Annotated in this window: 12 protein-coding genes and 1 pseudogene; 1 reads left to right on the top strand and 12 read right to left on the bottom strand. The window is 72.6% G+C overall.

Annotated elements, in window-relative coordinates; all coding sequences use genetic code 11:
- Positions 1 to 62: 62 nt before the first annotated feature.
- The 10 genes from ABT186_RS28120 to ABT186_RS28075 all read right to left on the bottom strand — a co-directional run bounded on the left by ABT186_RS28120 (position 63) and on the right by ABT186_RS28075 (position 12,010).
- Positions 63 to 716, bottom strand: a complete 654-nt coding sequence (locus tag ABT186_RS28120) for a nitroreductase family protein (protein WP_351237231.1) — start codon at positions 714 to 716, stop codon at positions 63 to 65.
- On the bottom strand, positions 713 to 1,612 hold the full coding sequence (locus ABT186_RS28115; RefSeq protein WP_351927409.1) for a UbiA prenyltransferase family protein: 900 nt from the start codon (positions 1,610 to 1,612) through the stop codon (positions 713 to 715). The genes ABT186_RS28120 and ABT186_RS28115 overlap by 4 nt, the downstream gene beginning before the upstream one ends.
- Positions 1,613 to 1,669: 57 nt before the next feature.
- Positions 1,670 to 2,653, bottom strand: coding sequence for a ScbA/BarX family gamma-butyrolactone biosynthesis protein (locus ABT186_RS28110; protein ID WP_351237227.1), 984 nt, complete (start codon positions 2,651 to 2,653; stop codon positions 1,670 to 1,672).
- Positions 2,654 to 2,663: 10 nt separating this feature from the next.
- A complete protein-coding gene (locus ABT186_RS28105; protein ID WP_351237225.1) occupies positions 2,664 to 3,608 on the bottom strand; it encodes a nucleoside-diphosphate kinase in 945 nt (314 codons plus the stop codon).
- Positions 3,605 to 4,696: an SDR family oxidoreductase gene (locus tag ABT186_RS28100; RefSeq protein ID WP_351927407.1), complete on the bottom strand. Its 1,092-nt coding sequence runs from the start codon at positions 4,694 to 4,696 to the stop codon at positions 3,605 to 3,607. Before ABT186_RS28100 ends, ABT186_RS28105 begins: the two co-directional genes overlap by 4 nt.
- 35 nt (positions 4,697 to 4,731) lie before the next feature.
- Positions 4,732 to 6,384, bottom strand: coding sequence for a hypothetical protein (locus ABT186_RS28095; protein ID WP_351237221.1), 1,653 nt, complete (start codon positions 6,382 to 6,384; stop codon positions 4,732 to 4,734).
- A complete protein-coding gene (locus tag ABT186_RS28090) occupies positions 6,381 to 9,185 on the bottom strand; it encodes a phosphoenolpyruvate synthase (RefSeq protein WP_351927405.1) in 2,805 nt (934 codons plus the stop codon). Before ABT186_RS28090 ends, ABT186_RS28095 begins: the two co-directional genes overlap by 4 nt.
- Positions 9,186 to 9,269: 84 nt before the next feature.
- Positions 9,270 to 10,478, bottom strand: a complete 1,209-nt coding sequence (locus ABT186_RS28085) for a cytochrome P450 (protein WP_351234672.1) — start codon at positions 10,476 to 10,478, stop codon at positions 9,270 to 9,272.
- A gap of 39 nt (positions 10,479 to 10,517) precedes the next feature.
- On the bottom strand, positions 10,518 to 11,576 hold the full coding sequence (locus ABT186_RS28080; protein ID WP_351927403.1) for a beta-ketoacyl-ACP synthase III: 1,059 nt from the start codon (positions 11,574 to 11,576) through the stop codon (positions 10,518 to 10,520).
- 56 nt (positions 11,577 to 11,632) lie between these two features.
- Positions 11,633 to 12,010, bottom strand: coding sequence for a hypothetical protein (locus ABT186_RS28075; RefSeq protein WP_351234676.1), 378 nt, complete (start codon positions 12,008 to 12,010; stop codon positions 11,633 to 11,635).
- Positions 12,011 to 12,316: 306 nt separating this feature from the next.
- Between ABT186_RS28075 and ABT186_RS28070 the strand changes: the two genes are divergently transcribed.
- Positions 12,317 to 15,103, top strand: a complete 2,787-nt coding sequence (locus tag ABT186_RS28070) for an ATP-binding protein (protein WP_351927401.1) — start codon at positions 12,317 to 12,319, stop codon at positions 15,101 to 15,103.
- A gap of 96 nt (positions 15,104 to 15,199) precedes the next feature.
- Here ABT186_RS28070 and ABT186_RS28065 read toward each other — a convergent pair whose 3' ends face one another.
- Both ABT186_RS28065 and ABT186_RS28060 read right to left on the bottom strand, forming a co-directional pair.
- Positions 15,200 to 16,192, bottom strand: a complete 993-nt coding sequence (locus tag ABT186_RS28065) for a Gfo/Idh/MocA family protein (protein WP_351234680.1) — start codon at positions 16,190 to 16,192, stop codon at positions 15,200 to 15,202.
- Positions 16,193 to 16,248: 56 nt separating this feature from the next.
- A pseudogene (locus tag ABT186_RS28060) lies at positions 16,249 to 24,105 on the bottom strand (SDR family NAD(P)-dependent oxidoreductase); the annotation flags it as partial.
- Between the last annotated feature and the right edge of the window lie 6 nt (positions 24,106 to 24,111).

Raw genomic sequence — 24,111 nt, 5'->3', positions numbered from 1 at the left:
TCCCGCCTCCCCCCGGCCCCCTCCGCCATATCCCCCCCCCCCCGCCCCCCGGCCGTTCTCGGTCAGGTCAGGTCGCCGCCCTGCCAGCCGTCGTGGTGCAGGACGTCCTCCAGTGGCAGCCGTGGCCCCGGCCGGAAGGTGGTGCGCAGCGGGTACGCCGTCGGCAGCAGCGCCCCCTGGCGGACCGTGGGCGGCAGGCCGAGCAGGTCGGCCATCTCCTGCTCGCGGTCCAGGTGGACCGCCGTCCAGGCGGTGACCAGACCACGGCTCCGTGCGGCCAGCGCATAGCTCCAGGCGGCGGGCAGCAGCGACGCCCACAGACCGGCCTGGTTGCCCTCCGGCAGCCGTCCGTCGGCCAGTTCGAGGCAGGGGATGACCAGGACGGGCACCTGGTGCAGCCGGTCGGCCAGCCCCCGGGCGCCGGCGAGCACCGAGCGGGTTCCCTCGGGCAGCTCGTCCAGCCGCTCGAGGGCGGCGGCGTTGCGGTCGTAGAACGCGGCCCGGTACACCTCGGCGACGCCCGCGCGGACCCGCGGGTCGGTGAGCAGGATCCAGCGCCAGTTCTGCCGGTTGTTGCCGTTGGGTGCCTGCAGAGCGATGCGCAGGCAGTCCTTGACCAGCTCCGCGTCCACCGTCCGCTCCAGGTCCAGGCCCCGGCGCACGGAACGCGTGGTGGTCAGCAACTCCTCACAGGACAGGGGAAGTTCAGCGCTCACGGCACCAGCACCGCCCGAACGATCAGGGCGAGGTAGGTCCCGACGATGAAGCCCATCGCGGTCATGAGCGGCCAGCCGCCGTGGCGCGCGGCCAGGAACCGTCGGGTGCCCCAGGCGGGCAGGGCCGCCATCAGACAGGGCAGCAGACCGAGCGGGCCGTCCGGCGCGAACAGGACGACCTGGCAGCCGACCGCGCCGGCCGCAAGTCCCGCGGTGACCGCCGCGCTGCGCCGGGGGCCGAGGTCGGCCGAGTACAGGCGGGCGCCCGGCTCCGCCTTCCAGGCCGTCTTGCGGGCGAACTCGAAGTGCAGGAACACACAGGCGCACAGCGCCAGCAGCACCACTCCGCGCCAGTCGGCGGTGATGGTCCCGGCCGCGGCCAGCGAGCCGTACACATAGACGCCGAGCAGCACCTGCACCGGGTAGGTGACCGCGAGGTTGAGCAGCTGCCGGTCGCGTACCGCCGTCGACAGGCGTTCCAGGGCGGCAAGGAAGAGTCCGTAACCGAGGGCCGCCAGGATCAGCAGGACGGCGGTCGCCGACAGGGCGGCGTTCAGGCCCGCCAGCACCGCGGTGAGGGCGGCCATCGCGCCGCGCAGTTCGGCAACGGTGATCGCACCGGTGACCAGCGGCCGGTCCGGGTGGTGCACGCGGTCGTACTCGAAGTCCTTCTGCTCGTCCAGCATCCGCAGGAACAGCAGCGCCAGAACGACGCTGACGACCCGGACCCAGGTGGCGCCGGTCGGCCGCCAGGGCGTGCCGGTCAGCGCCACCGCCGAGCCCTCCAGGGCGAGGACCCACAGCAGTCCATAGGTGGCGTAGATGTGGGGCCGGAACATGCGCAGCACGAAGCGGCCCAGCCGGGCGGGCACTTGGGGCGCGGCGACGGTGGTCACTGAGGGGTGTCCCCTTGTTCGGGTATGTGTCGTGCGGTGTCGGTCGTGTCGCGGAGCTCAGGCGCCCGCGTGTGTCCCCGGACTCGCGGAGACGCCCGCCAGGTCGGCCGTGTCCCGGTCGGCGAGCCGGATGCCGGCCTCGGCGACCAGGGCGCCGGGCTGGTGCAGGGTGCACTCGATGTCGGTGCCGGGCAGTACCGGAGCGGTCCGGCACTCCAGGGGCAGGTCCATCTCGGCGAAGCACCTGAACCTCGCGGTCAGTCCGACCGGCAGCGCGGTGGCCGTGCGCACCGTGCCCGCGGCGACGGCGGCGTTCACGGCCAGTTGCCGGAAGGCTTCCAGCTCCAGCATCCCGGGGACGTGGTCGACCCAGTGGTCGTACAGGGTCGGGTGCGTGGTGTCGGCGACCAGGCGTGCCGTGCTTATGCCGTCGCCCGGGGTGCACAGCGGCGAGATGACCACATTGGCCGGGTCGCTCCGGCCGACCAGGGCGGGATCGATGCGTGGTCCGGGCAGCGCGACGGGGAGTTCGGGCAGGCCGAGTGCCTCGCGCTGCCCGGCGCGCAGGCGTGTCCAGTCCTCCGGTGGCATCCATGAGTAGTCGATGCCGGCCAGCATGGCCTCGCGTGCCCCGATGGTCGCGGTGAAGCGCAACCGCAGCCCCGTCACCCCGGACCGGCTCCGGATCCGCCGCTCGATACGGGCGGCGATGACGGCCTCGGTGGGCGTGTCACCGGACGTCAGGGCAGCCGGGTCGGGCACCTCGAACTCGACGGTCCGCAGCAGGAACTTGTGCCCCAGGGGGACGCCGAGGTACGAGTGGGCCACCACGAAGATGCCCTGTCTGCACGCCTCGAACAACAGCATGGGGTCGTGGTGCGTGCGGGGTCCGAGGGTGTCGTCGTAGAAGGCGTGCAGGCGGGGAAGCTGCGCGGCGAGCAGCACCTCGTCGTCGCTGTGGCGCTCCGCATCGGTCAAGAAGACCTCGGCGATCGCGGCCCGGTGCACCAGCTCCTTCGGAAGTGTCCGGGCGAACTGCATGGGTCGCTCCTCAGGTCGAGGCGCCGCGTACGGCGTCCAGGTGGTTGCGCCATGCGTCGACGCCGGCCCCGTCCAGCACGGGGAGACGGCCGGGCTCCCGCATGGGGAGAACCTTGGAACCGACGATGACGGTGTCCCACGGGTCGAGGTCTATCCCGTGGTACCAGGCCGATTCCAGGAGTTCGCGCGGGGTGGCGGCCGGGTCGAGGCCGGGATGGCGGGAGATGACATCACGCAGCCGTTCGACTGCGGGCTCGAAGTCGAGTTCACGGGGCTTGGTGGCGGCGTACAGCTGGTCGGCGAGTTCCAGGGCGTGCGCGGTACGGTCCTCGTCCGCGAGCGCGGAGCGGAAGAGGCGGTCACGCTCGGCCTCGTCGAAGTGGACGGCCAGCTCCCGCAGCACGTCGGCGGGTTCGTCGGGCGTGTGCACCAGGTTGAGCAGGTAGCTGTAGCGGCCCAGGAGGTGGCGCAGCTGACCGGGCGTCCGGGCCTCGGGGTCGGTGGGCCCCTTCAGGCTGGTGAGGTGCACCGAGGCCGGGATGTCGGTGTCGTGCTCGGGACGGACGAGCAGGACGAGGGCGTCGGCGTCCTCCAGGAAGAGCGCGGCGAGCCGCCTGCGGTAGGGGGTGGCGAGGTTCCACTGGAAGTACCACAGGGAACGGATCATCGTCCGGGTCAGCCGGGTGGTCGCCGCGCCGACGATCCGGAAGCCCTGCCCGGTCAGCCACTCCACGGCCGCGTCCAGCCTGCGGGCCACCACCGCGTCCGGCTTCAGCAGCAGCGCGGCATGACGGTGGGCGAAGCCGGTGACGTCGTCGGTGAGGGCGGCGAGTTGTTCGTAGCTCTCCTGGTAGTAGGTGTCCGCGCCGTACAGCCGCTGTTTCTCGGGGTGGCAGGTGAGCAGCGGCGAGACCGGAATGCCGTGCGCGGGCTCGGAGTGGTCGGGGTGGCTCATCGCTGGGTGCTCCCGTCGGTCGGTGCGGCGGCCGGCTCCCTGGGCGGGGGCGCGCCGAGGTAGCCGACCTTGAGGCAGTGGTCGAGGAGGCGGCGCAGGTAGGGCCGCCCGCCCGTGTATGCGGGACGGCCGCTGAAGGCGGTTGCGTGGGTGTCGTCGAAGTGGATGCGCCGCCTGAAGTAGGTGTCGTAGAGGGAGATGACACGGTCGTAGTAGGGGCGTTCGCGGTCGGACAGGGCCGACGCGGAGAACGCGGACGGCGGGACGAACCTCGCCACCTGGAAGGACGGGTACTCGGCGAGGACGTCGGAGAAGTCCCTCAGGGTCAGCACCTGGCCGACGGCGTGCAGGGTGAGGCCCTCTGCGTCCTCGAAACGGGTGGCGGCCTCGGTCACCAGGTCGGCGACGTGGTCGACCGGTACCAGGTCGAGGGCGGCGTCGTAGTGACCAGGGATGGTGCGCACCAGACCCCTGGTGATGACCTTGAGCACGGGGTAGATGGTCTTGAAGTCACGGGCGCAGCCGGTGCGGGCAGCGCCGGAGACGATACTGGGGCGCACCACGGTCACCGGCAGGCCCTCCGCGGCGGCCTTGCGGACCATGGTCTCCGCCGTCAGTTTGCTCTTCTCGTAGCCGTTACCAGGACGTTGACCGACGTCGAGTTCGTCCTCAAGGGCGATGCCGTCGCGTTCCCCGCACACATAGGCCGTGCTGACATGCACCAGCGGGGTGCGGTGGGCCAGGGCGAGGTCCAGGACGTGCCGGGTGCCGGCGACGTTGATGCTCTCGTACCGGTCCTCGGGCAGTCCGAAGTCGGTGACGGCGGCGCAGTGCACGATCCGGTCGGCGCTCGCGACGAGCCTGCGGTCGTCGTCGGTCAGTCCGAGGCCAGGGCGGGTGACGTCGCCGGTGATCCGGGTCAGGGTGCCGGGCCCCGGGGTGAGTTTCCTGCCGTTGTTGCGGACGAGGTCGCCGTTGCGGTGCAGCAACGCGAGCACGGTGTGGCCCGCGGCGGTGAGCCGGGCGGTCACCTCCGCACCCACGAAACCGCTGGCGCCGGTCACCAGCACCGTCATCGTGTCGGCCATCGGTCGGTCCTCCAGAGGTGTGATGCGGCGGGCACTCACGCGGCTTGGTGGGGCTGGGCGCCATTGCTGGCGAGCAGGTCACGGGCCTCTTCGAGAGGCAGTTCCGCGTCGAGGTAGGCGCCGATGCGCAGCCAGTCGTAGCCGAGCTCCAGGGTGGCCCGCCAGGTGTCCGCGGAGTCGAAGGAGGAGGGGAAGGCATCGGCGCCGGCGGTGCCTCGCACCAGATCGACATAGGCGCGCAGATCCGCGAGGAGTCCGTCGCCGCGCTCCGCCGAGTCGACGGTACGCCGCAGCAGTTCCTCGGCACGCTCCCGGATCGGCCGGGTGGCGGGCGGCAGCAGATCGATACGGCGTACGAGGTCCGAGTCGGCGGGCAGCGGGTTGACGCCGTACGCGCTGAACAGTCCGCGCAGTGCTGCGTGCACGGCGCGGCGTGCGGTGAGTTCGGCGACCCGCCACTGACCGCGCTGCAGGGCTCCGGTCAGGTCCTCGATGGCGTTCTCGACGACGACGTTGGACCACACCAAAGCCATGGTGGCGGCGGCGAACCGGTCGGCGGGCAGCGGCACCAGGTCGATGCCGTCGGGGCCGCTGACAGCCGCGCCGCGCACCGACAGCAGCGGCTGTGCGGTGGAGGGCGGCGGGGTGACGGGTCCGGGCGGCGCGGCGAGCGGCAGCGACGGGGTGACGGTGCCGCCGCCCTTCCACGCCAGCCGGATCAGCCCGTAGCGCAGGAACGCGGCCAGCAGCGGGCCGGGGTCGGCGACGCCGGTGGCCCGGGCCGTGGCGAGCACCTGGGGCAGGGGCCGGCCCGGGACGAGGGAGCGCCAGACCGCTCCGGCGTGGTCGCCGAGGGCGAACACCTCGCGCCGCCCGCGGATGACATGGACCCGCTCTCCGGCCTGCCAGGTGGTGACCCCGGTGACGCGCCCGACGGTGAGCCGCTCGGGGCGCCAGGTGACGCCGGTGAGGCCGAGGTCTTCGGCGAAGGCGAGACCGGCGGTCAGATGGGCACGGGCGGCGTCGGTGTCGCCGGGTGCCGGGGCGGCGGCTTCCAGCTCCCAGTACCGGTCGCGCACATCGGGCCGGTCGGCCCGGTCCAGTTGCATGGACAGCCACTTGGGTTCGAGATAGGTCTCGCCCTGGCCGGCCGCCCACGACTTGATCGTCTGGACGAGTCCGGCACGGGACCAGTCGACCGCCTCGTCCGCCTCGCCGAGGCACAGCAGCGCCACGGCATGCCGCAGGGACTGCCGGGCCTGGTGTGCCCACCAGTCGGCGGCGATACGGGCGAACCGCTCCACCGGCAGCATCGCCTTGACCTCGTCGACGAGGTCGTGGCCGCGCAGCGGGTGACTGTGCAGCAGCCGCTGACAGCGGTTGAGCAGATCCTCGGAGAGCCGGCCGGGCCGATTGGCCCCCTCCTCCAAGGCGCGGAACTGCTCGGCGATCTGACGCACCGACCGGGTACGGATCTCCACCCTGCGTCCGTCGACGAACAGCAGCGACGGCATGGTCGGCAGGTCGTCCTCGGCCCGGCCGATGAGCAGGAAGTCGATGTCGGAGGAGGGGTTGCCGAACCCCTCCGCGATGGACCCCTCGAGCACCACGGCCCACCCGGCGCCCCGGGGCAGTTCGGCGAGCGACTTGTCGAGCAGGCCTTGCAGCTGGTCCTCGGTGAGGATCACGGATGTGTCTCCGTCCTGGGATTGTCCGGGTGCCCGGTGGGTGTGCCGTCGTCGGGCGGGTCGGCGAGTACGGTGACCGTGCCGGCGGCGCCGTCGACGCGCAGCAGGGTGCCGGTACTGATCTCGGTGGTCGCGTCCTTGACCTGGACCACGGTCGGGATGCCCAGCTCCCGTGCCACGACGGCGACATGGGTGAGCGGGCTGCCCCGTTCGATGACCAGCGCCGCCGCGGAGGGCAACGCGGCCACCCAGCCGGGGTCGGTGCGGTAGGTGAGCAGGATGCCGCCGCCGATGTCACGCGGGGTGTCGGTGACCACCGCGGGCCCTTCGACGACGCCGGGGCAGCAGGGGGTGCCACGCAGTTCACGGACACCGCTGCGGGCGACGGGCCCGCTGGTCCACCCGGCCCGCTCCAGATTGCCCGACCAGTACGGGGCGCCGCGGGTGGTGAAGCGGGAGGGGGCGCGCAGCTCGGCGTCGGCGGCGAGCTGTCGGCGGCGCAATGCGGCCAGTTCCTTCAGCTCGGAATGGGCGATCATGCCCTCGTAGGCGCCCCTGATCTCCTCCAGGCGCAGCATGAACACGTCATCCCAGGCGCCGATGGCCCCGGTGCGGGCGAGGTCGCGGCCCATGGCGCGCAGCATGCGCTTGGCGGCGCCGAAGGCACGGGTGCGGCAGAACCTGAGCCGTTCGCGATCAGCCAGCGCGGCCCGGGCCTTGCGCCGCACGCGTTCGTACACCCAGCGGCGCGGGCCGCGCAGATGCTCGTCGAGGTAGGCGTCGGCCTCGCCGCCGCGGTCACCCGCAGCGCCGCTCGAGGTCTCGGGATTCGCGTCGCGCAGCAGGGTGAACAGCCCGGCGGGGTTCTCGTGCAGGTCCGGCACTTCGAGCTTGAGTTCGTCGGGGCTGCGGTAACCGTAGTCGGCGACGTACGCGTCGACAGCGGCCAGGAACTCCGTGTGGCCGGCGTCGCGCAGTGCCCCGTACGCGTCGGCGTCGGGCGTGCGTTCCAGCAGGTTGCGAACCTCGTCGTCGGCGCGCGCCTTCGCGGCCAACTCGGCCAGCGCCCAGACCGGTTCGGCGGACTCCACGTCACTGCCGGGGGAGGCCGCGGCCCAGGTGAACCACTCGGGGGCGTCGGGCAGCCACCTGCGGGTGAGCAGGGCCAGCAGTCCGACGGAGAGCAGGATCGTGGCGTCGAGGGCCTGCATCGGGCCCCACTTCTCGATGAGTTCCCTCTGCAGCCGGCGGAAACGGCGATAGGTCTCGTCACCCGGCAGCGCGTCGTAATCGATATTGTTGAAAACCTCATACGCCCGGTAGAAATCCCGGTGGAAGGTCTCCACGGATTTCCGGATGGCCAGAAACCTTCTGGCGAAGGTCATCGTACGAGCCAGCCGGGAAACTCGGCCGCGCAGCCCGGGACGGGGTGTGAAGGGATGAAGCGCGTCGGCGGTCTCGTCCGAAATGCTCTCGGCGACACCCAGGGATTTCTCCAGCACACGGCGGTTGAGCGGGTACAGCGGCGCCAGACGCACCATCCGGTACCAGTGGTACAGGTTGTAGTAGACCCGCCCGTGGACGTAGCCGAGCATGTGCGGGGTCCACTCCTGGACCTCGCGCAGCCTGTCGCCCCGGACACCCAGCGCACGGGCGTAGCTCTCGTACACCTTGGCGTAGGTGTCGGCGGCAAAGCTGTAGGTGAGCGGGGAGACGACGCCGCTGAAGCTCTCGATGATGTTGGAGTTGTCCCAAATTCGCAGCTCCCCCTCGGGTTCCGGCGCGGCGCCGGCGGCGGGGCCGAGGGTGGTGATCGGGCGGCTCTGCAGTACCCACAGGGTGCCGTCGGCGATGGCCCACTCGATGTCCTGCGGGCTGCCGTAGTGTTCGGTGGCGCGTATCCCGACCGCGTGCAGCCGGGCCAGGTCGTCGGCGGTCAGGGACAGCGCCTTGCGGTCCTCGTCGGCGACCGGCGACACCTCGCAGCCGGGTCCGGTGCCGGCGTCGTAGCGCTCCTGCTTGTCGCCGATCACGGTGCTCAGCGGCTCGCCGGTGGTGGCGTCCAGCACGACGGTGTCGGCGTCGACCGCGCCGGAGACCAGCCCCTCCCCCAACCCGTGTACCGCGCTGACCACATGACGGTCCGTGCGGCCGGCCGTCGGATCGGCGGTGAACAGCACACCGCTGCGCTCGGCGGGCACCATGCGCTGGACGATGACGGCGACGCCACCGCCGTCGGGCGGCAGTCCGCGCTGCGCGCGATAGCTCATGGACCGTTCCGAGAATCCGGAGGCCCAGCAGCGGCGGACATGGGCGGTGACCTGGTCGAGTCCGGAGACGTTGAGGTAGCTGTCGAACTGGCCTGCGAAGGAGTGCTCGCTCCCGTCCTCCTGCGCGCCGGACGAGCGGACGGCCACCAGACCGCCCCCGGCCTCCCGGTAGGCCAGGGCGATGGCCTCGGCGATGCGCTCGTCGAGGGACGCCCCCTCGATCAGCGCGGAGATCTCCGCGGCGACCTGCCCGGCCCTGGCGCCCCAGCCATCGGCGAGCAGCTCTCCCAGACGCTCGTCCAGTCCGCCGGTGCGGGAGAATTCCGCGAAGACGTCCAGGCCGATCACCGACCAGCTCGGCACCTGGAAACCGGCGGCGGTGAGGGTATGAAGGTTTCTCCCTTTGCCGCCGGCCCGTTCGGCGATCAGGGAATCCTCACTGGAAGGAGTGAGGACGCCAAGGGACCGGTGAATTGATCCCGCGTTGAACGACAACTGATTCCCCTCCGAAGGGCTTTGGGCCAACCTCATCGAAAGGTTTCACGGCGGGGCCGGTCAAAACCTCGGAATTTGGCCACGATAGGTGTTTCTCTAAACCTCACCGGCCGTTCATCGTCAGCCCAGGGCGACCGGCAGGGTCTCATGGCCACGCAGCGTGAGCCGGTCACGGCGGGTCGGACCGTCTCCGGGAGCGGGGCCGAGGGCGGGGAACCGGGACAGCAGTCGACCGAAGGCGATGGAGGCCTCCAGACGGGCCAGCATGGCACCGAGGCAGTAGTGCGCACCCCCGCCGAAGCTGAGCGGCTGGATGTCCTGACGGTGAGGATCGAAGCGTCCGGGATCGTCGTAGTGGGACGGATCGCGGTTGGCGGCACCCAGCAGCAGCACCACGTGGTTCCCTGCCGGAACCGGCAGGCCCTCGATCGAGACTCCGTCCGCCAGCGCGATCCGGTTGGTCAGCTGCACCGGTGAGTCGTAGCGCAGCACCTCGTCGGCGAAGCCCTGCACCGGGATGGTCCCGGCCCGCAGTCCGTCCATCACGTCGGGATGCTCGAAGAGCAGGTGCAGGCCGTTGCCGAGGAGATTGGTGGTGGTCTCGAAGCCCGCCAGCAGCAGAAGGGTGAGGTTCGCGACGAGTTCCTCGTCGTCCAGCTGCGCCTCCTGCTCCTGGGCGCCCACCAGGGCGCTCACCAGGTCGTCACGCGGATCGCTCCGGCGCGCCTCGACGAGCGCGGTGAAGTAGTGACCGACCTCCGCCGCCGCCCGGTCGGCGGCTTCGAGGCCCGAGGGGTCGGCCAGCAGTTCCAGAGTGGCCATCAGATCGCTTGCGTAGCCCCGGAAACGGTGACGGTCCTCGGCCGGGACTCCGATCAGTTCGCAGATGACCTGGGCCGGCAGGGAGAAGGCGAAGGCGTCCATGAACTCGACCGGGGAGGAGCCGCTCGCGGCGAGGCTGTCGAGCAGGGCATCGGTGATGCGGACGATCTCGGGTTCCAGGGCGGTCACACGGCGTGCGGTGAACCCCCGGGACATCGATGACCTCATGCGCCCGTGGTGGGGCGGGTTGGCAACCAGGAGGGACCGGCTCAGCATGGCCAGCGCGGGATGCTCGTCCAGGGCGGCGCCCCAGGTCACCATGTTGATGTCGGCGCCCAGGCCCGGATGGCGCAGGGCCTGCTTGCAGGCTTCGTAGCCGCAGACCAGCACCATGCCGTCACCGGCGGGCATGACGGGCCCCAGTTCATGGGCGCGCGCATACAGCGGGTAGGGATCGGAGCGTCCCTCGGGTGTCAGCAACTGCGCGATGATCGACTCCGCGTCCACGGAGGCCTCCTGATGAAGTGGGGGTATCGGGGGCGTTGATCAGACGGTGCCGCCCGCAGGTCCGGCGGAGGTCGCCGCGAACTCGGACAGTTCGGTCGGGTGCACTGCGAGGTGGGGCCAGACCAGGGCCACCGATCCCCAGGTGAGGCCGCCGCCGAAGCCGGCCAGCACCACCTTGTGCCCGGGGCGCAGTTCACCGGAGGCGACCGTGTCGGCCAGGGCGAGGGGGATCGATGCGGCAACCGTGTTGCCTCGCGTGCCGATGTTGGAGAGGAACCGCTCCGGGGGCAGCGAGAGCCGCCGGGCGACCGCCGTCAGGATCCGGGCGTTGGCCTGGTGCAGCACGAAGGAGTCGATCTCATCCAGGCTCCATCCGGTGCGCGCGGCGGTCTCCCGCACCGACTCCGCCATCCGCCGCACCGCCTGGGCGTAGACGGCCTGCCCCTGCATGGTGAAGTAGGTGTCCTCGGTCTTGGCCGGAAGCCCCGTGGACCGCTGCCGGGACCCGCCCGCCGGGACCTCGATCAGATCGCTGAGGGTCCCGTCGCTGCCGAGGTTCAGCCCCGTGAGCGCACCCGGCTCGGACGGCGACCCGGCGCGCAGCACCACCGCACCGCCGCCGTCACCGAAGATCACCCGGGTCGAGCGGTCGTCCGGGGCGAGAATGGTGGAGAAAGCGTCCGCACCCACGACCAGCACGCTGTCGGCGGCGCCGAGCGCGATCATGCCGGCCCCCGTCGCGAGGGCGTACACGAAGCCCGTGCACACCGCCGCCACATCGAACGCGGGGGCCGCACCGAGTCCCAGGCGGGCGGCCACCTCGGGCGCGGTCGCCGGGCAGAGCCGGTCCGGGGAGCTGGTGGCGAGGACCACCGCGTCCACGGCTTCCTCCCCCGCGGACGACAGTGCCCGCCGGGCGGCCTCGACGGCCAGGTCACCGGTGGACTGCCCCGGGGAGACCCAGCGTCGCTCCCGGATACCGGTACGGCTGCGAATCCACTCGTCCGTGGTGTCGAGGACCTCCGCGAGTTGGTCATTGGTGACGACCGTGGGGGGCACCCAGCCCCCGAGTCCCGCGACGACTGCCGCTCGTTCCATGGCCTCCGACTCCTTCACAACCCGACACCCTCCCGGGACCGGAGAAACGGCCCGGATCAACGATTCACCGAGGTGGACCGCGCGTTCGCGAGGTACGGCGGCCCTGGGTGCCCCATGCCTCGGGTCGCCCGCTCACAGCCGCGCTCGTCACCGCGTCCGCCGGCCCCGGCTGCCGCGGGATCTCCTCCCCCGGCCCTTGCGGCCGCCCCGTCCAGCAGCGTGAGGGCGAACACCGCGGCCTGCGAGGCGATCGGGGCTCGGACGGACGCGCCGGCTCCTCCAGGTGATCCCGTCGCCGGGACCGAGGCCGCCGCTGCCAGGAAACCGACGAGGATTCCGGCGTTCCTGCTCGCGGCCGTGGAGCCCTCCGCCGTGCGTGCCGGATCTCCGGCCGCGGCGGTCGGCTCACACCGCATCGTGTACTGGGCAGCCACGGAGCGAATCCGTCAGGTGACTGCACTCCGCCGGGTGCAGTCGGCGCAGTCACCGTCCGCGGTGTGTGCTGTCCTCCAGGCCCTGTCGTCGAACTCCCGCCTGCCGGCGGGCGGACGACGGGAGTTCGGCGTCAGGGGCCGGCTCGGGCCTCGAAATGATTCGGTGCCGGAACGGGCGGCCGGGCACCGGGTTTTCCAGGGGATTCCTTAGAGCCCCGGGAGGAGAGGCGAAAGCGGGCGGCAGGGCGGGGTTAGGGTCCTTCGATGTCACACGCCGCGCACGGAGCCAGAGCCAAGGAGGCGTTGTTGACCATCGCGACGTTGTCGGGCGGCACACTCGTGGGCCGTACCTCCGAGGCCGCCCGGGTGGGAAGGTTCGTCAGATCTCCCGGGGATGGCGGGCCGGTCCTCGTCGTCACCGGTGAGCCGGGAATCGGCAAGAGCGCCCTCATCGACAGCGAGGTCGACAGACTACGCGACACCGGGATACGGATCCTGCGGGCGGAAGGCAGCGAGAGCGAGAGCGAACTGGCCTTCGCGGGGCTCCACCAGCTGCTGAGGCCGGTACTGGGGCAGGCGGACGACCTACCGGGCCGACAGCGGGACGCTCTCCTGGGCGCCTTCGGCATCACTGCCGGATCGGCCGAGCCCGACCAGTTGATACTGCGCATAGCGGTGCTGACCCTGCTGTCCCATGTCGCGCGGCAGCACCCGGTGCTGATCGTCGTGGACGACGCTCAGTGGCTGGACCAGGACTCCCTCGAGGTGCTCGCCTTCGTCAGCAGAAGGCTGGAGGGCGAAAAGATCACGCTGCTGAGCGCGGTCCGCAGCGGCGCCCCGCTCCCCGCGTTCGCCCGGAGCCATCCGGTCCTGGAACTGGGCCCGCTGGATGCGGCCGCCGCGGGCCGGCTCCTGGACGCACAACCGCGCCGCCCCAGCGGACCGCTGCGTGCGCGCATCCTGGACGAGGCGGCGGGAAACCCACTGGCGCTGATCGAATTCGCCAAGACGCGACCCGCTCCCGCACTCTGGCCGGTGGAACCGCTTCCGCTGACCGAACGGCTGGAGCAGGGCTTCACCAATCGGCTGGATGCGCTGCCCGGAGCCACGAGACACGCCTTGCTGCTGGCCGCGGCCGACACGGGCACCGTGGAAGGTGTCGCGCCGGAGGTCTGGCGGCCGGCAGAGCAGGCCGAACTCATCCGTGTCCGCGGTGGCGAGGTCCGCTTCTGCCACCCCCTGATCCGTTCCGCCGTCTATCACGCCGCGCCCCCCGCGCAGCGCCACGAGGCGCACCGCCTCTGGGCCGCCGCCCTGCGTGACGTCCCTGGTCGGCGGGCCTGGCACCTGGCAGCGGCCAGCACCAGTCCCGACGAGGCCGTGGCGCGGGAGATGGAGCGCGCCGCCGAACAGACCAGGAAGCGGAGCGGTTTCGCGGCTGCGGCACTGGCGCTTCAACGCGCAGCCGAACTCAGCCCGGACGAGCGGGACCGCATACGCAGATTCACCCTCGCCGCGGCGATGGCCGCGCTGACCGGCCAGGCAACCTGGGTGGACGATCTGACCGCCCGGGTCGAGGCACTCACCGACGACCCCGTGCTGCTCGCCCTCGCCACGCTGCACAAGGGCCAGGCCCTCGCCCTCACCCCGCGTCGCACCACCGCGTACACCCTGCTGGTGCGTGCCGCAAAGACTCTCGCTCCCCACCACCCCGCAAAGGCCCTGGAGGCAGTGGCCGCAGCAGCCCTGGTCTGCTACTACAACGGAGACGCCGGGAAACGGGACGAGCTCCGGCACGTCTTCTCCCTGATCTCCGAAGGCCCCGGTCGGCGTCAGGAGCACGAACTCGCGTCGCTGTGGATCCGCGCCGCGACGGATCCGTCCTCGGGCCGAGCCGACCTGGTCGCCGGGCTTCGCCGGCTGGCGGCATTGGACCGGGCCGGACCGGGGCTGCTGGCGGCCACGGCCACCATCGCCTGGCTGCTCGACGAGACCGCCCTCGCCGTCAATCTGTTCGAAAGGGTGAGCAGGCCCTCCCTCACCCCGGCGCCGCTGCCTGACGGGCTGCGCTGCGTCGAGGGATGGACCCGTCTGGATCACGGCCAGTGGTCGACGGCCAGAGCAGTCGCCGCGGCCTCGACACGGGCGGCGGCGCAGAGCGACCCGCCCTATGCGGCGGCGTCGCCCCGGGCCCTCGACGCCTGCGTGCTGGCGCTGCAGGGCGACGCGGCCGCGGCCCGCGCGTCGGCCATGAAGGCACTGGATCTCGCAACCGCGCAGAACAACCGGTTCGTGGCCGTCCGGGCCCGCTGGGCGATGGGCATGGCGGCCGCCGCGGAAGGGGACCACGAAACCGCATTCGACCAGTTCCGCATGATGTTCACGACCGACGGCGACGAAGTCCACTACCACGTCTCCCGGTACGGCCTCGCCGACCTCGCGGCTGCCGCCACCCGCATCGGCCGGCACGATGCCGCTCGTGCCGTCATGGACCGGCTGGCGGACCGCCTGCAGGACTCCTCGCCACGGCAGCGGGCGCTGCTCTTCCGCGCCAGAGCACTCCTGGCGGACGCGGATGATGCGGAACAGCACTTCCGTGCCGCACTTGACGAGCCGTACGCCGAGGAGCGGCCGTTCGCCCACGCCCACACGCAACTCGACTACGGCGAGTGGCTGCGCCGACAGCTGCGGTCCAGTCGGGCACGGCCATGGCTGGCCGCCGCGCTGGAGACCTTCAGCCGGCTCGGCGCCGAGCCGTGGACCAGCCGTGCGCTCGCGGAACTGCGGGCAACCGGGATCCGGCAGAGCCCCGGCGCCCCGGACAGCCTGCCCGCGCTCACCCCCCAGCAGAAGCAGATCGTCCGCCTCGCGGCCCGTGGACTGACCAACCGGGAGATCGGCGAGCGGCTGCAGCTCTCCCCGCGCACCGTCGGCTCCCACCTGTACCGGAGTTTCCCCAAACTGGGAGTCACCGCCCGTTCCCAGCTCCGCGACGTCATCGACGGCCGGACGCACGAGGCGGCGGGGTTGACCCTCGTCGAGGCAGGCGTCGGCAAGGAGGGCAGGGCCGGCCCGCACCAGCACCCCGCCTGACCGGGCGGCGCCGGCACGTGCGAAGGACGGCACGGCACCAACGCCTGACCCCGCGGGGCACCTGGGTTCCGAGTCCTGCGACTCCCGGGCGACGCCCTACGCCCCGGGGCGCGCCCGCCCGCCGGCCGCGCTGCGCACCGCGTCCACCAGCTCCGCCTGCCGCAGGATGTCCTCCCCCGGCCCCTTGAGGTCTCCCCCGTCCAGGGCCGTGCGGGCGAACAGGGAGACCAGCGAGGCGAATTGGTGCCCGGCGGGCAGCGTCCGTTCCTCCAGGTGGTCCTGGCGCCGCAGGCGCAGCACGGGCCGCAGCGTCGGCGGCGCGGTGAACGCCCGGTCGAGGCCGATGCTGCCCTCGCTTCCCCAGATGGTGCACGCGCAGCGGTAGGACCGGTCGAAGCCGAAAGTCAGCTGCCCGGTCCGCCCGGCCGGATCAGCCACCAGCGCCGCCCCCGCCACATCGACCCCCGTGCCGGGATCGGTACGCAGCACCGCACCGTGCACGGTCACCTGCGGTCCCAGATACAGGGAGGCGGCGCGCAGGGTGTACACCCCGGCGTCGAGCAGGGCGCCGCCGCCCAGCGCCGGGTCGTGGCGGATGTCGCCCGGGGGCAGCGGCGGGAATCCGAACTCCGCGGTGATGTGCCGAACTTCACCGATCGCGCCCTCGCCGATGAGGGCGCGTACGACGTCGTGCTGCCCGTGGTGCAGGAACGCGAAGTTCTCCATCAGCAGAAGGCCGGCTGCATGGGCCGCGGCGACCAGCTCGGTCGCCTCGGCCCGCTCGACCGCGAGCGGTTTCTCGGCGAGTACGTGCTTGCCCTCCGCCAGCGCCCGGCCCACCCACTCGGCGTGCAGGGCGGGCGGCAGAGGCACGTACACGGCGTCGATGTCGTCGCGTGCGAGCAGCGCGGCATAGCCGGTGACCGCCTGGCAGCCGAACTTCCGGGCGACGGCCTCCGCCTTGTCGCGGCTGCGGCTGGCCACCGCGACCAGTCGCACCGACGGGTCGGCGACGAGCGCCGGAATGGTGGTGCGCTGGGCGATGGCAGCACAGCCGACGACACCGACGTTCAACACCCGGTCTGTCACGGTCTCGCTCTCTTCCCGCAGGTGAGGAGGGGTGGGGAGGGTTCGCCGACGTTCCGTCACGACGACCCGAACTGCTTGTCGATGAAGTCGAAGAGGTCGTCGTCGCTCGCCGCGTCGATGTGCTCCTCGACCGCCACCGCCGTGGCCGCGTCATGGTCACCGTGGCCCCCGTCGGCGGGCGAGGGCCCGCCCGCCGCGGACGCGGCCACGTCCAGCGTGGACAGCAGCCCCCGCAGCCGGTCGGCCAGTGCGGAGCGGACCGTCTCGTCCCCGGCGATCTCGGCCAACGCGCTCTCCAGCCGGTCCAGTTCGGCCAGCATCGGCTGGACGGCCGCCGCGGCGCCGGGAGCGGTCTCGGTCCGCAGATGACGGGCCAGCCCGATGGGCGTCGGGTAGTCGAACAGCAGGGTGGCCGGCAGCCTCAGGCCCGTGGCCGCGTTGAGACGGTTGCGCAGTTCGACAGCGGTCAGCGAGTCGAAGCCCATCTCCAGGAAGCCCCGTTCTGGGTCCACGGCGTCGGAGTCGGCGTACCCGAGGACGGCCGCCGCCTGATCGCGGACGACGTCCACCAGCACCGTGAGCCGTGCCTCGGCATCCAGCTCCCCGAGCCTGCGCCGCAGTCGCTCGGCGGAAGTCGTGCCGTCGGCCGTGGCGGCGGTGCCGGTGCGGCGGCGGGCCACGGGCTTGACGAGGGACCGCAGCAGAGCCGGGACCTCCCCGTCGGGCGTCCGCAGCGCGGCGGTGTCGAAGCGTGCGGGGACCAGCACCGCCCGGTCTGCGGCGACGGCGGCGTCGAACAGGCCGAGGGCCTGCTCGGACGGCATCGGTACGACTCCGCCGCGCGCCATCCGCAGCAGATCGGCCTGGTCCAGCTTGCCGGTCATCGCCGACCGCTCCTCCCACAGGCCCCACGCCAGCGACTGGGCGGGCAGCCCGTCGGCGCGCCGCTGCCGGGCGAAGGCGTCGAGGAACGCGTTGGCGGCAGCGTAGTTGCCCTGTCCCGAGCCACCGAAGGTGCCGGCCAGCGAGGAGTACAGCACGAAGGCGCGCAGCCCGGTGTCCCGGGTGAGCTCGTGCAGATACAGCGCGGTGTCGACCTTGGCGGCGAGCACGGTGTCGAGGCGTTCCTGGGTCAGGGAGCCGATGACGCCGTCGTCGAGCACGCCCGCGGTGTGCACCACGGCGGTCAGCGGACGCTCGGCGGGGACCGCGGCGAGCAGTGCGGCCAGCGCCTCACGGTCGGAGGTGTCGCAGGCGACCAGCTCGGCCCTGGCGCCCATTGCGGTCAGGTCGTCGACGAGTTCCCGGGCGCCCGGGGCGTCCGGGCCACGACGGCCGACGAGCAGCAGGTGCCGGGCACCGTGCCGGGTGGCGAGGTGCCGGGCGATCAGGGCGCCGAGCGCACCCGTGGCGCCGGTGACCAGGACGGTGCCGTCCGGGTCGAGCAGCGTCGCGGTGGCGTCGTCCGCGGACTGTGCAAGGCGCATCCTGACCAGCCTGGGCACCCGCAGCTCGCCCTTGCGCAGGGCGACTTGAGGCTCGTCGTGGCCGGCCGCCGCGGTCAGCGCCCGGTACGACTCCTGAGCACCGTCCCAGTCGAGGAGCACGAAGCGCCCCGGGTTCTCGGACTGCGCCGTGCGCACCAGCCCCCAGACGGCGGCGGCCACCGGGTCGGGTGCCCGGTCGCCGTCGTGCACGGTCATGGCGTGCCGGGTGACCAGCACAAGCCGCGTGGCGTTGAACGTGTCCTCGGCGAGCCATCCCTGCAGCAGCCGCAGCACATGCCCGGTCGCGCGGCGCACCGCGGCGGCCAGGTCGGCGTCGGCCGGCTGCCCGGCGTCGACCTCACCGAGCCCGGGCACGGCAGCCAGCACCGTGCCGGGCACCGGGATGTCGCCCGCGGCGACGGCACCGGCGAGAGCGGCCAAGTCCGGGTGGTGGACGGCGGCGAGCCCGGCGGCCGTCAGAGCGGCACCGATGCGGGGATCGCCGTCACCGGCCAGGACGGCCCAGTCTCCGGAGCCGGGACGGGCCGGAGCGGCGGCCGGGGTCACCCACTCCAGCTCGTGCAGATGACGGGCGACGGCACGCGCGTCCCCGAGCTGCCCGGCGGGCAGTGGCCGCAGGGTCAGTCCGGTCACCGTTGCGACGGGGTGGCCGGCGGGATCGGTGACCCGCAGCCTGACCGTGTCGGGTCCGGCCTGGGCGAGGTGTACCCGCAGCGCGTCTGCTCCGGGTGTGTGAAGTCGTACGCCGGTCCAGCTGAACGGCATCAGCGCGGTGCCCGCCGCGGCGGTCAGGCCGACGGTCTGCAGCGCGGCGTCCAGCAGCGCCGGATGCAGCCCGTAGCGGGCGGCGTCGGCGGCGGCCCCGTCGGGCAGCTCGACCTCCGCGTACACGTCCTGGCCGAGCTTCCATGCGGCGGTCAGGCCCTGGAACGCGGGACCGTAGGCGAACCCGCCTTCGGCGAAGCGGTCGTACAGTCCCTCCACAGCGACCTCTTCGGCGCCCTCCGGCGGCCACACCCCGAGCGGGGCGTCGTCGTCCGGGGCCGTCGCGGGGGTGAGCTGTCCGACGGCGTGGCGGGTCCAGGGTTCGTCGTCCGGGGCGTCGTCCGGGCGGGAGTGCACGGTCACGCCGCGCACGCCCTGCTCGCCGGGTTCACCGACGGTGACCTGGAGGTGGACGGCACCCTGTTCGGGCAGGACGAGCGGTGCCTCCAGGGTGAGTTCTTCGACCGTGTGGCAGTCGACCCGGTCGGCGGCCAGCAGGGCCAGCTCCAGGAAGGCGGTGCCGGGCAGGATCGCAGTGCCGGACACCGCGTGGTCGGCGAGCCAGGGGTGGGTGCTGAGCGACAGCCGTCCGGTGAGCAGATAGCCGTCGCCGCCGGCGAGTGCCGTTCCCGCGGCCAGCAGCGGATGCTCACCGGCGGCGAGCCCGGCCGCGGCGAGGTCCGGCACTCCGGGGTCGGCGTCGAGCCAGTAGCGGGCGTGCTGGAAGGCGTACGTCGGCAGCTCGGCCCGGCGCACCGGACGGCCGGCGAAGTACCCGGCCCAGTCGGGGCTCACGCCGTGCACGTGCAGCGTGGCGAGCGCGGTGGTGACGGACGTCTCCTCGGGCCGGTCGCGGCGCAGGAGCGGTGTGACGACGGCGGACTCCGGGTCGGAGAGGCAGTCGCGGGTCATGGCGGTGAGCACACCGTCGGGGCCCAGTTCGACGTACGCGGTCACGCCCTGCCGCTCCAGGGTGGCGACGGCGTCCGCGTAGCGGACCGAGCCGCGCACGTGGTGCACCCAGTAGTCGGCGCCCATCTGTCCGGAGTCGGCGACTTCGCCGGTGAGGTCGCAGACGACGGGCACCGTCGGGGCCGCGTACGTGATCTCGTCGGCGACGGCCGCGAAACGGGCCTGCATCGGTTCCATCCTCGGCGAGTGGAAGGCGTGCGACACCGTCAGCCGCTTGGTGCGCAGCCCGGCCGCCCGCCATGCCTCGGCCAGTTCCTCCACCGCTTCCTCGTCGCCGGAGACGACCACGGACGCCGGGCCGTTGACGGCGGCGACGGACACCCGGTCCTCGTAGGTGCGCAGTGCCTCGGCGACCTGCGCCTCACCGGTCTGCACGGACAGCATGGCGCCGCCGTCCGGCAGTTGCTGCATCAGTCGGCCTCGGGCGGCGACCAGACGGCAGGCGTCGGCGAGGTCGAAGACCCCGGCCACATGGGCGGCGGCGAGCTCGCCGATGGAGTGGCCGACGACGACGTCGGGGCGCACCCCCCAGTGTTCCAGCAGCCGGAACTGGGCCACTTCCAGGGCGAACAGCCCGGCCTGCGTGTAGGCGGTGCGGTCCAGCAGCTCGGCGTCCGGCGTGCCGGCCGGCGCGAACATCACTTCCTTCAGGGGCCGTTCGAGTTCGCGGTCCAGTTCGGCGCAGACGGCGTCGAGGGCGTCCGCGAACACCGGGTACGCGGTGTACAGGTCACGGCCCATGCCGGGCCGCTGACTGCCCTGACCGCTGAAGAGGAACGCGGTGCGTCCGGTGCGGCGCCGCACCCCGCGTACCAGTCCGGGTGCTTCGCGGTCGTCGGCCAACGCCTTTACGGCGGTGAGCAGTTCGTCCCGGTCATGGCCGACGACGGCTGCCCGATGGTCGAACGCGGCCCGCCCGAGCGCGAGCGAGTGCGCGATGTCGACGGGCGCGGCGTCGTCCTGCCGCTCCGGATCCTCCAGATGGGCCACCAGGCGGGCGGCCTGGGCGCGCAGTGCGTCGGCGCCTCGGGCCGAGAGCACCCAGGGGACCACGTCACCGGAGGCGGCAGGGACGGGCGCCCCCTCCGGCGACGCGGCGGTCTCGGCGGACGAAGGCTGAGGAGCCACGACGGCTGCCGAGGAAACGTCCGGGACCGGCTCCAGGGCGTCGGCGGGCGGCTGTTCCAGGATCACGTGGGCGTTGGTGCCGCTGATGCCGAACGCCGATACGCCGGCCCGGCGCGGACGGTCGGTCTCCGGCCACTCCACGGCCTCCGTCAGCAGCGACACCGCCCCCTCGGTCCAGTCGATCTCTGTCGACGGCCGGTCGGCGTGCAGGGTGCGCGGCAGCACTCCGTGCCGCATCGCCAGCACCATCTTGATCACACCGGCGACACCTGCGGCGGCCTGCGTGTGCCCGATGTTGGACTTCAGGGCACCGAGCAGCAGCGGCCTGTCCTCGGGCCGGTCCTGCCCGTACGTCGCGAGCAGGGCCTGCGCCTCGATGGGGTCGCCCAGCCGGGTGCCGGTGCCGTGCGCCTCGACGGCGTCCACGTCGGCCGGGGCGAGCCCGGCGGCCGCCAGGGCCTGCCGGATGACCCGCTGCTGCGCGGGACCGCTGGGCGCGGTCAGACCGTTGCTGGCGCCGTCCTGGTTGACCGCGGAACCGGCGAGCACCGCGAGCACCGGGTGGCCGTTGCGGCGGGCGTCGGACAACCGCTCGAGGAGCACCACGCCGACGCCTTCGGCCCAGCCGGCGCCGTCGGCGTCGTCGGAGAACGCCTTGCAGCGCCCGTCCGCGGAGAGCGCCCGCTGCCTGCTGAACTCGATGAAGGTGTCCAACGAGGAGATCACCGTGACGCCGCCCGCCAGCGCCATGGTGCATTCACCGCTGCGCAGCGCCTGAGCGGCCATGTGCAGCGCCACCAGCGACGACGAGCACGCGGTGTCGACGGTGACGGCCGGGCCCTCCAGGCCGAAGGTGTACGAGATCCGCCCGGAGGCCACACTGCCGGCGCTGCCGGTGGCCAGGTAGCCCTCGAAGTCCTTCGGGGCGTGCTGCAACCGGGAGCCGTAGTCGTGGTAGTTGGAGCCGACGAACACACCGGTCCGGCTGCCACGCACCACGGCCGGGTCGATTCCGGCCCGCTCGAACGCCTCCCACGACGTCTCCAGCAGCAGCCGCTGCTGAGGGTCGACGGCCAGCGCCTCACGCGGGCTCATGCCGAAGAACTCGGGGTCGAAGTGGTGTGCGTCGTAAAGGAATCCGCCGCCATGGGCGTAGAAGGTGCCGGGCCGGTCCGGGTCGGGGTCGTAGGCGCCCTTCAGGTCCCAGCCGCGGTCCTCCGGGAAGGCCGACACGGCGTCGCCGCCCTGTGCGAGCAGCCGCCACAGTTCCTCCGGGCTGCCCACCCCGCCCGGGTAGCGGCAGCTCATCGACACGATCACCACCGGGTCGTCGTCGATCGCGGCCGGCCCCGACGCGGTCACCGACACCGTCTCAACGGCCGTGGAGGCCGCGCCGAACAGGTCCTCGTGCAGCTTGGCCGCGAGCGCAGTTGCGGTCGGGTGGTCGAAGACCAGTGTCACCGGCAGCCGCAGCCCGGTGGTCTCCGCGATGGTGTTACGCAGTGCCACCGCGGTGAGCGAGTCGAAGCCGAGGTCACGGAAGGCCCGCTCCTCGTCGACCTCCTCGGCACCGGAGTACCCCAGCGCCGCCGCGGCCAGTGTCCTGACCAGTTTGAGGAGTTCACGGCGCTGTTCGTCGTACGGCAGGGCCGCGAGCCGCGCCGTGAGCGCGTTGCCGTCGCCGCCGTGCTCGCCGGGCGCCTGCCGCGCCGCCATGGCTGCCCGCACCTCGGGCAGGTCGGCGAGCACGCGGGCGGCATCGTCGGAGTGGGCGAACGCGTAGGTCTCCCACCGTACGTCGGCCACGGCGAGTACGGGTTCGTCGCCGGTGACGGCCTGCTGAAGGCCCGTCAGGGCCAGCTCGGGGTCCATGGCGGGCATGCCGGAACGGGCCAGCCGCTCGCCCGTCTCCCCGGAGGCCAGGCCGCCACCGCCCCACGCACCCCAGGCGACCGATGTCGCGGGCAGCCCGTCTGCATGCCGCAGCCGGGCGAGCGCGTCGAGGAAGGCGTTGGCAGCGGCGTAACTTCCCTGGCCGGGGCCGCCGAGCGTGCCCGCGAGCGAGGAGAACAGTACGAAGGCGGACAGCTGCATGTCCCGGGTCAGCTCGTGCAGATGCAGGGCGGCAGCCGTCTTGGGCCGCAGTACGGTCTCGGCGCGCTCCGGGGTGAGGGTGTCCAGCACGCCGTCGTCCAGTACACCGGCCGCGTGTACGACCGCGGTGAGCGGCTGGTCCTCCGGTACGGCGTCCAGCAGCGCGGCGAGCTGGTCGCGGTCGGCGACATCGCACGCCACAAGGGTCACGCGGGCACCGAGCCCGGTCAGCTCCGCCTCCAGCTCGGCCGCACCCGGCGCGTCCGGACCACGGCGCCCGGCCAGCAGCAGATGCTCGACACCGTTGCGGGCCAGCCGGCGGGCGACCTGGGCGCCCACTCCCCCGGTGCCGCCGGTCACCAGCACCGTGCCGCTCGGCCTCCAGTCGGCGGACGCAGGTTCGGGCAGTGCGGCCCGCACCAGCCGCCGCACGAAGAGCCCGGAACCGCGTACGGCGACCTGGTCCTCGTCCAATGCTCCCGACAGGGCGGTCACGAGCCGGGAAACGGCACGCTGGTCCAGTTCCTGCGGCAGATCGACCAGCCCGCCGAAGCGCTGCGGGTACTCCAGCGCCGCGATCCGGCCGAGCCCCCACGTCTGCGCCTGGACGGGTGCGGTCGGCCGGTCGGCGCGCCCGGTGGACACGGCACCCCGGGTGGCGATCCACAGCGGTGCGGCGACCCCGGCGTCCCCGAGTGCCTGCAGCAGGGCGGTGTTGAGGGCGAGCCCGTTGTCGAGAGCGCTGCCGGGGGCGTACGGCGATTCGTCCAGCGCCAGCAGAGACAGGACGCCGGCAGGTGGCGTCCTGCCGTCGCCGCTCAGGGCGGTGCTGAGCAGAGCGGTGAGCCGGTCCCGGTCGACGCCTGCGGCCACGTCGATGGTGATCACCTCGGCGCCGTGGGCGGCCAGACCGCTGGAGAGGGTGGTGGTGAGGTCGGTGGTGGTGTGCTCGTGGGGGACGACGAGCAGCCAGGTACCGGTCAGGGACGCGGGCCGCGCGTCCCGGCCGACCGCCTTCCAGACCACCTTGTACCGCCAGCTGTCCACCGCCGACCGCACCATTTGTCCCTTGCGCCAGTTCGACAACGCGGGAAGTACTTCCGCCAGGGGCTCGCTTTCAGGCAGCCGCAGGGTCTCGGCCAGAGCCTCCAGGTCCTCACGCTCGACCGCCTCCCAGAAACGGGCGTCCACGGCGGCCTGAGGGGCAACGGGAGCGGCGGCGGGAGCGGTCTTCTCCAGCCAGTAGCGGCGGTGTTGGAAGGCGTAGGTAGGGAGAGAGATGGTGCGGGCGTCGTGTCCGGCCAGGACTGCCGTCCAGTCGACGGGGATGCCGCGTACCCATGCCTCGGCCAGGGACGTCAGGAACCGAGGGGCACCGCCTTCGTTGCGGCGCAGGCTGCCCACCACCACCGCGTCGGGGGCCGCTTCCTGCACCGCCATGCCCAACACCGG

The sequence above is a fragment of the Streptomyces sp. NPDC001634 genome (assembly GCF_040298185.1).
GTDB lineage: Bacteria > Actinomycetota > Actinomycetes > Streptomycetales > Streptomycetaceae > Streptomyces.
This window is presented reverse-complemented; position numbering and strand designations above follow the sequence as displayed.

Bases quoted from the DNA above. Each gene is read 5' to 3' on its own strand.
- ABT186_RS28100 (WP_351927407.1), bottom strand. From the start codon at position 4,696: ATGGCCGACACGATGACGGTGCTGGTGACCGGCGCCAGCGGTTTCGTG.
- ABT186_RS28110 (WP_351237227.1), bottom strand. From the start codon at position 2,653: ATGCAGTTCGCCCGGACACTTCCGAAGGAGCTGGTGCACCGGGCCGCG.
- ABT186_RS28080 (WP_351927403.1), bottom strand. From the start codon at position 11,576: ATGGAACGAGCGGCAGTCGTCGCGGGACTCGGGGGCTGGGTGCCCCCC.
- ABT186_RS28105 (WP_351237225.1), bottom strand. From the start codon at position 3,608: ATGAGCCACCCCGACCACTCCGAGCCCGCGCACGGCATTCCGGTCTCG.
- ABT186_RS28090 (WP_351927405.1), bottom strand. From the start codon at position 9,185: ATGAGGTTGGCCCAAAGCCCTTCGGAGGGGAATCAGTTGTCGTTCAAC.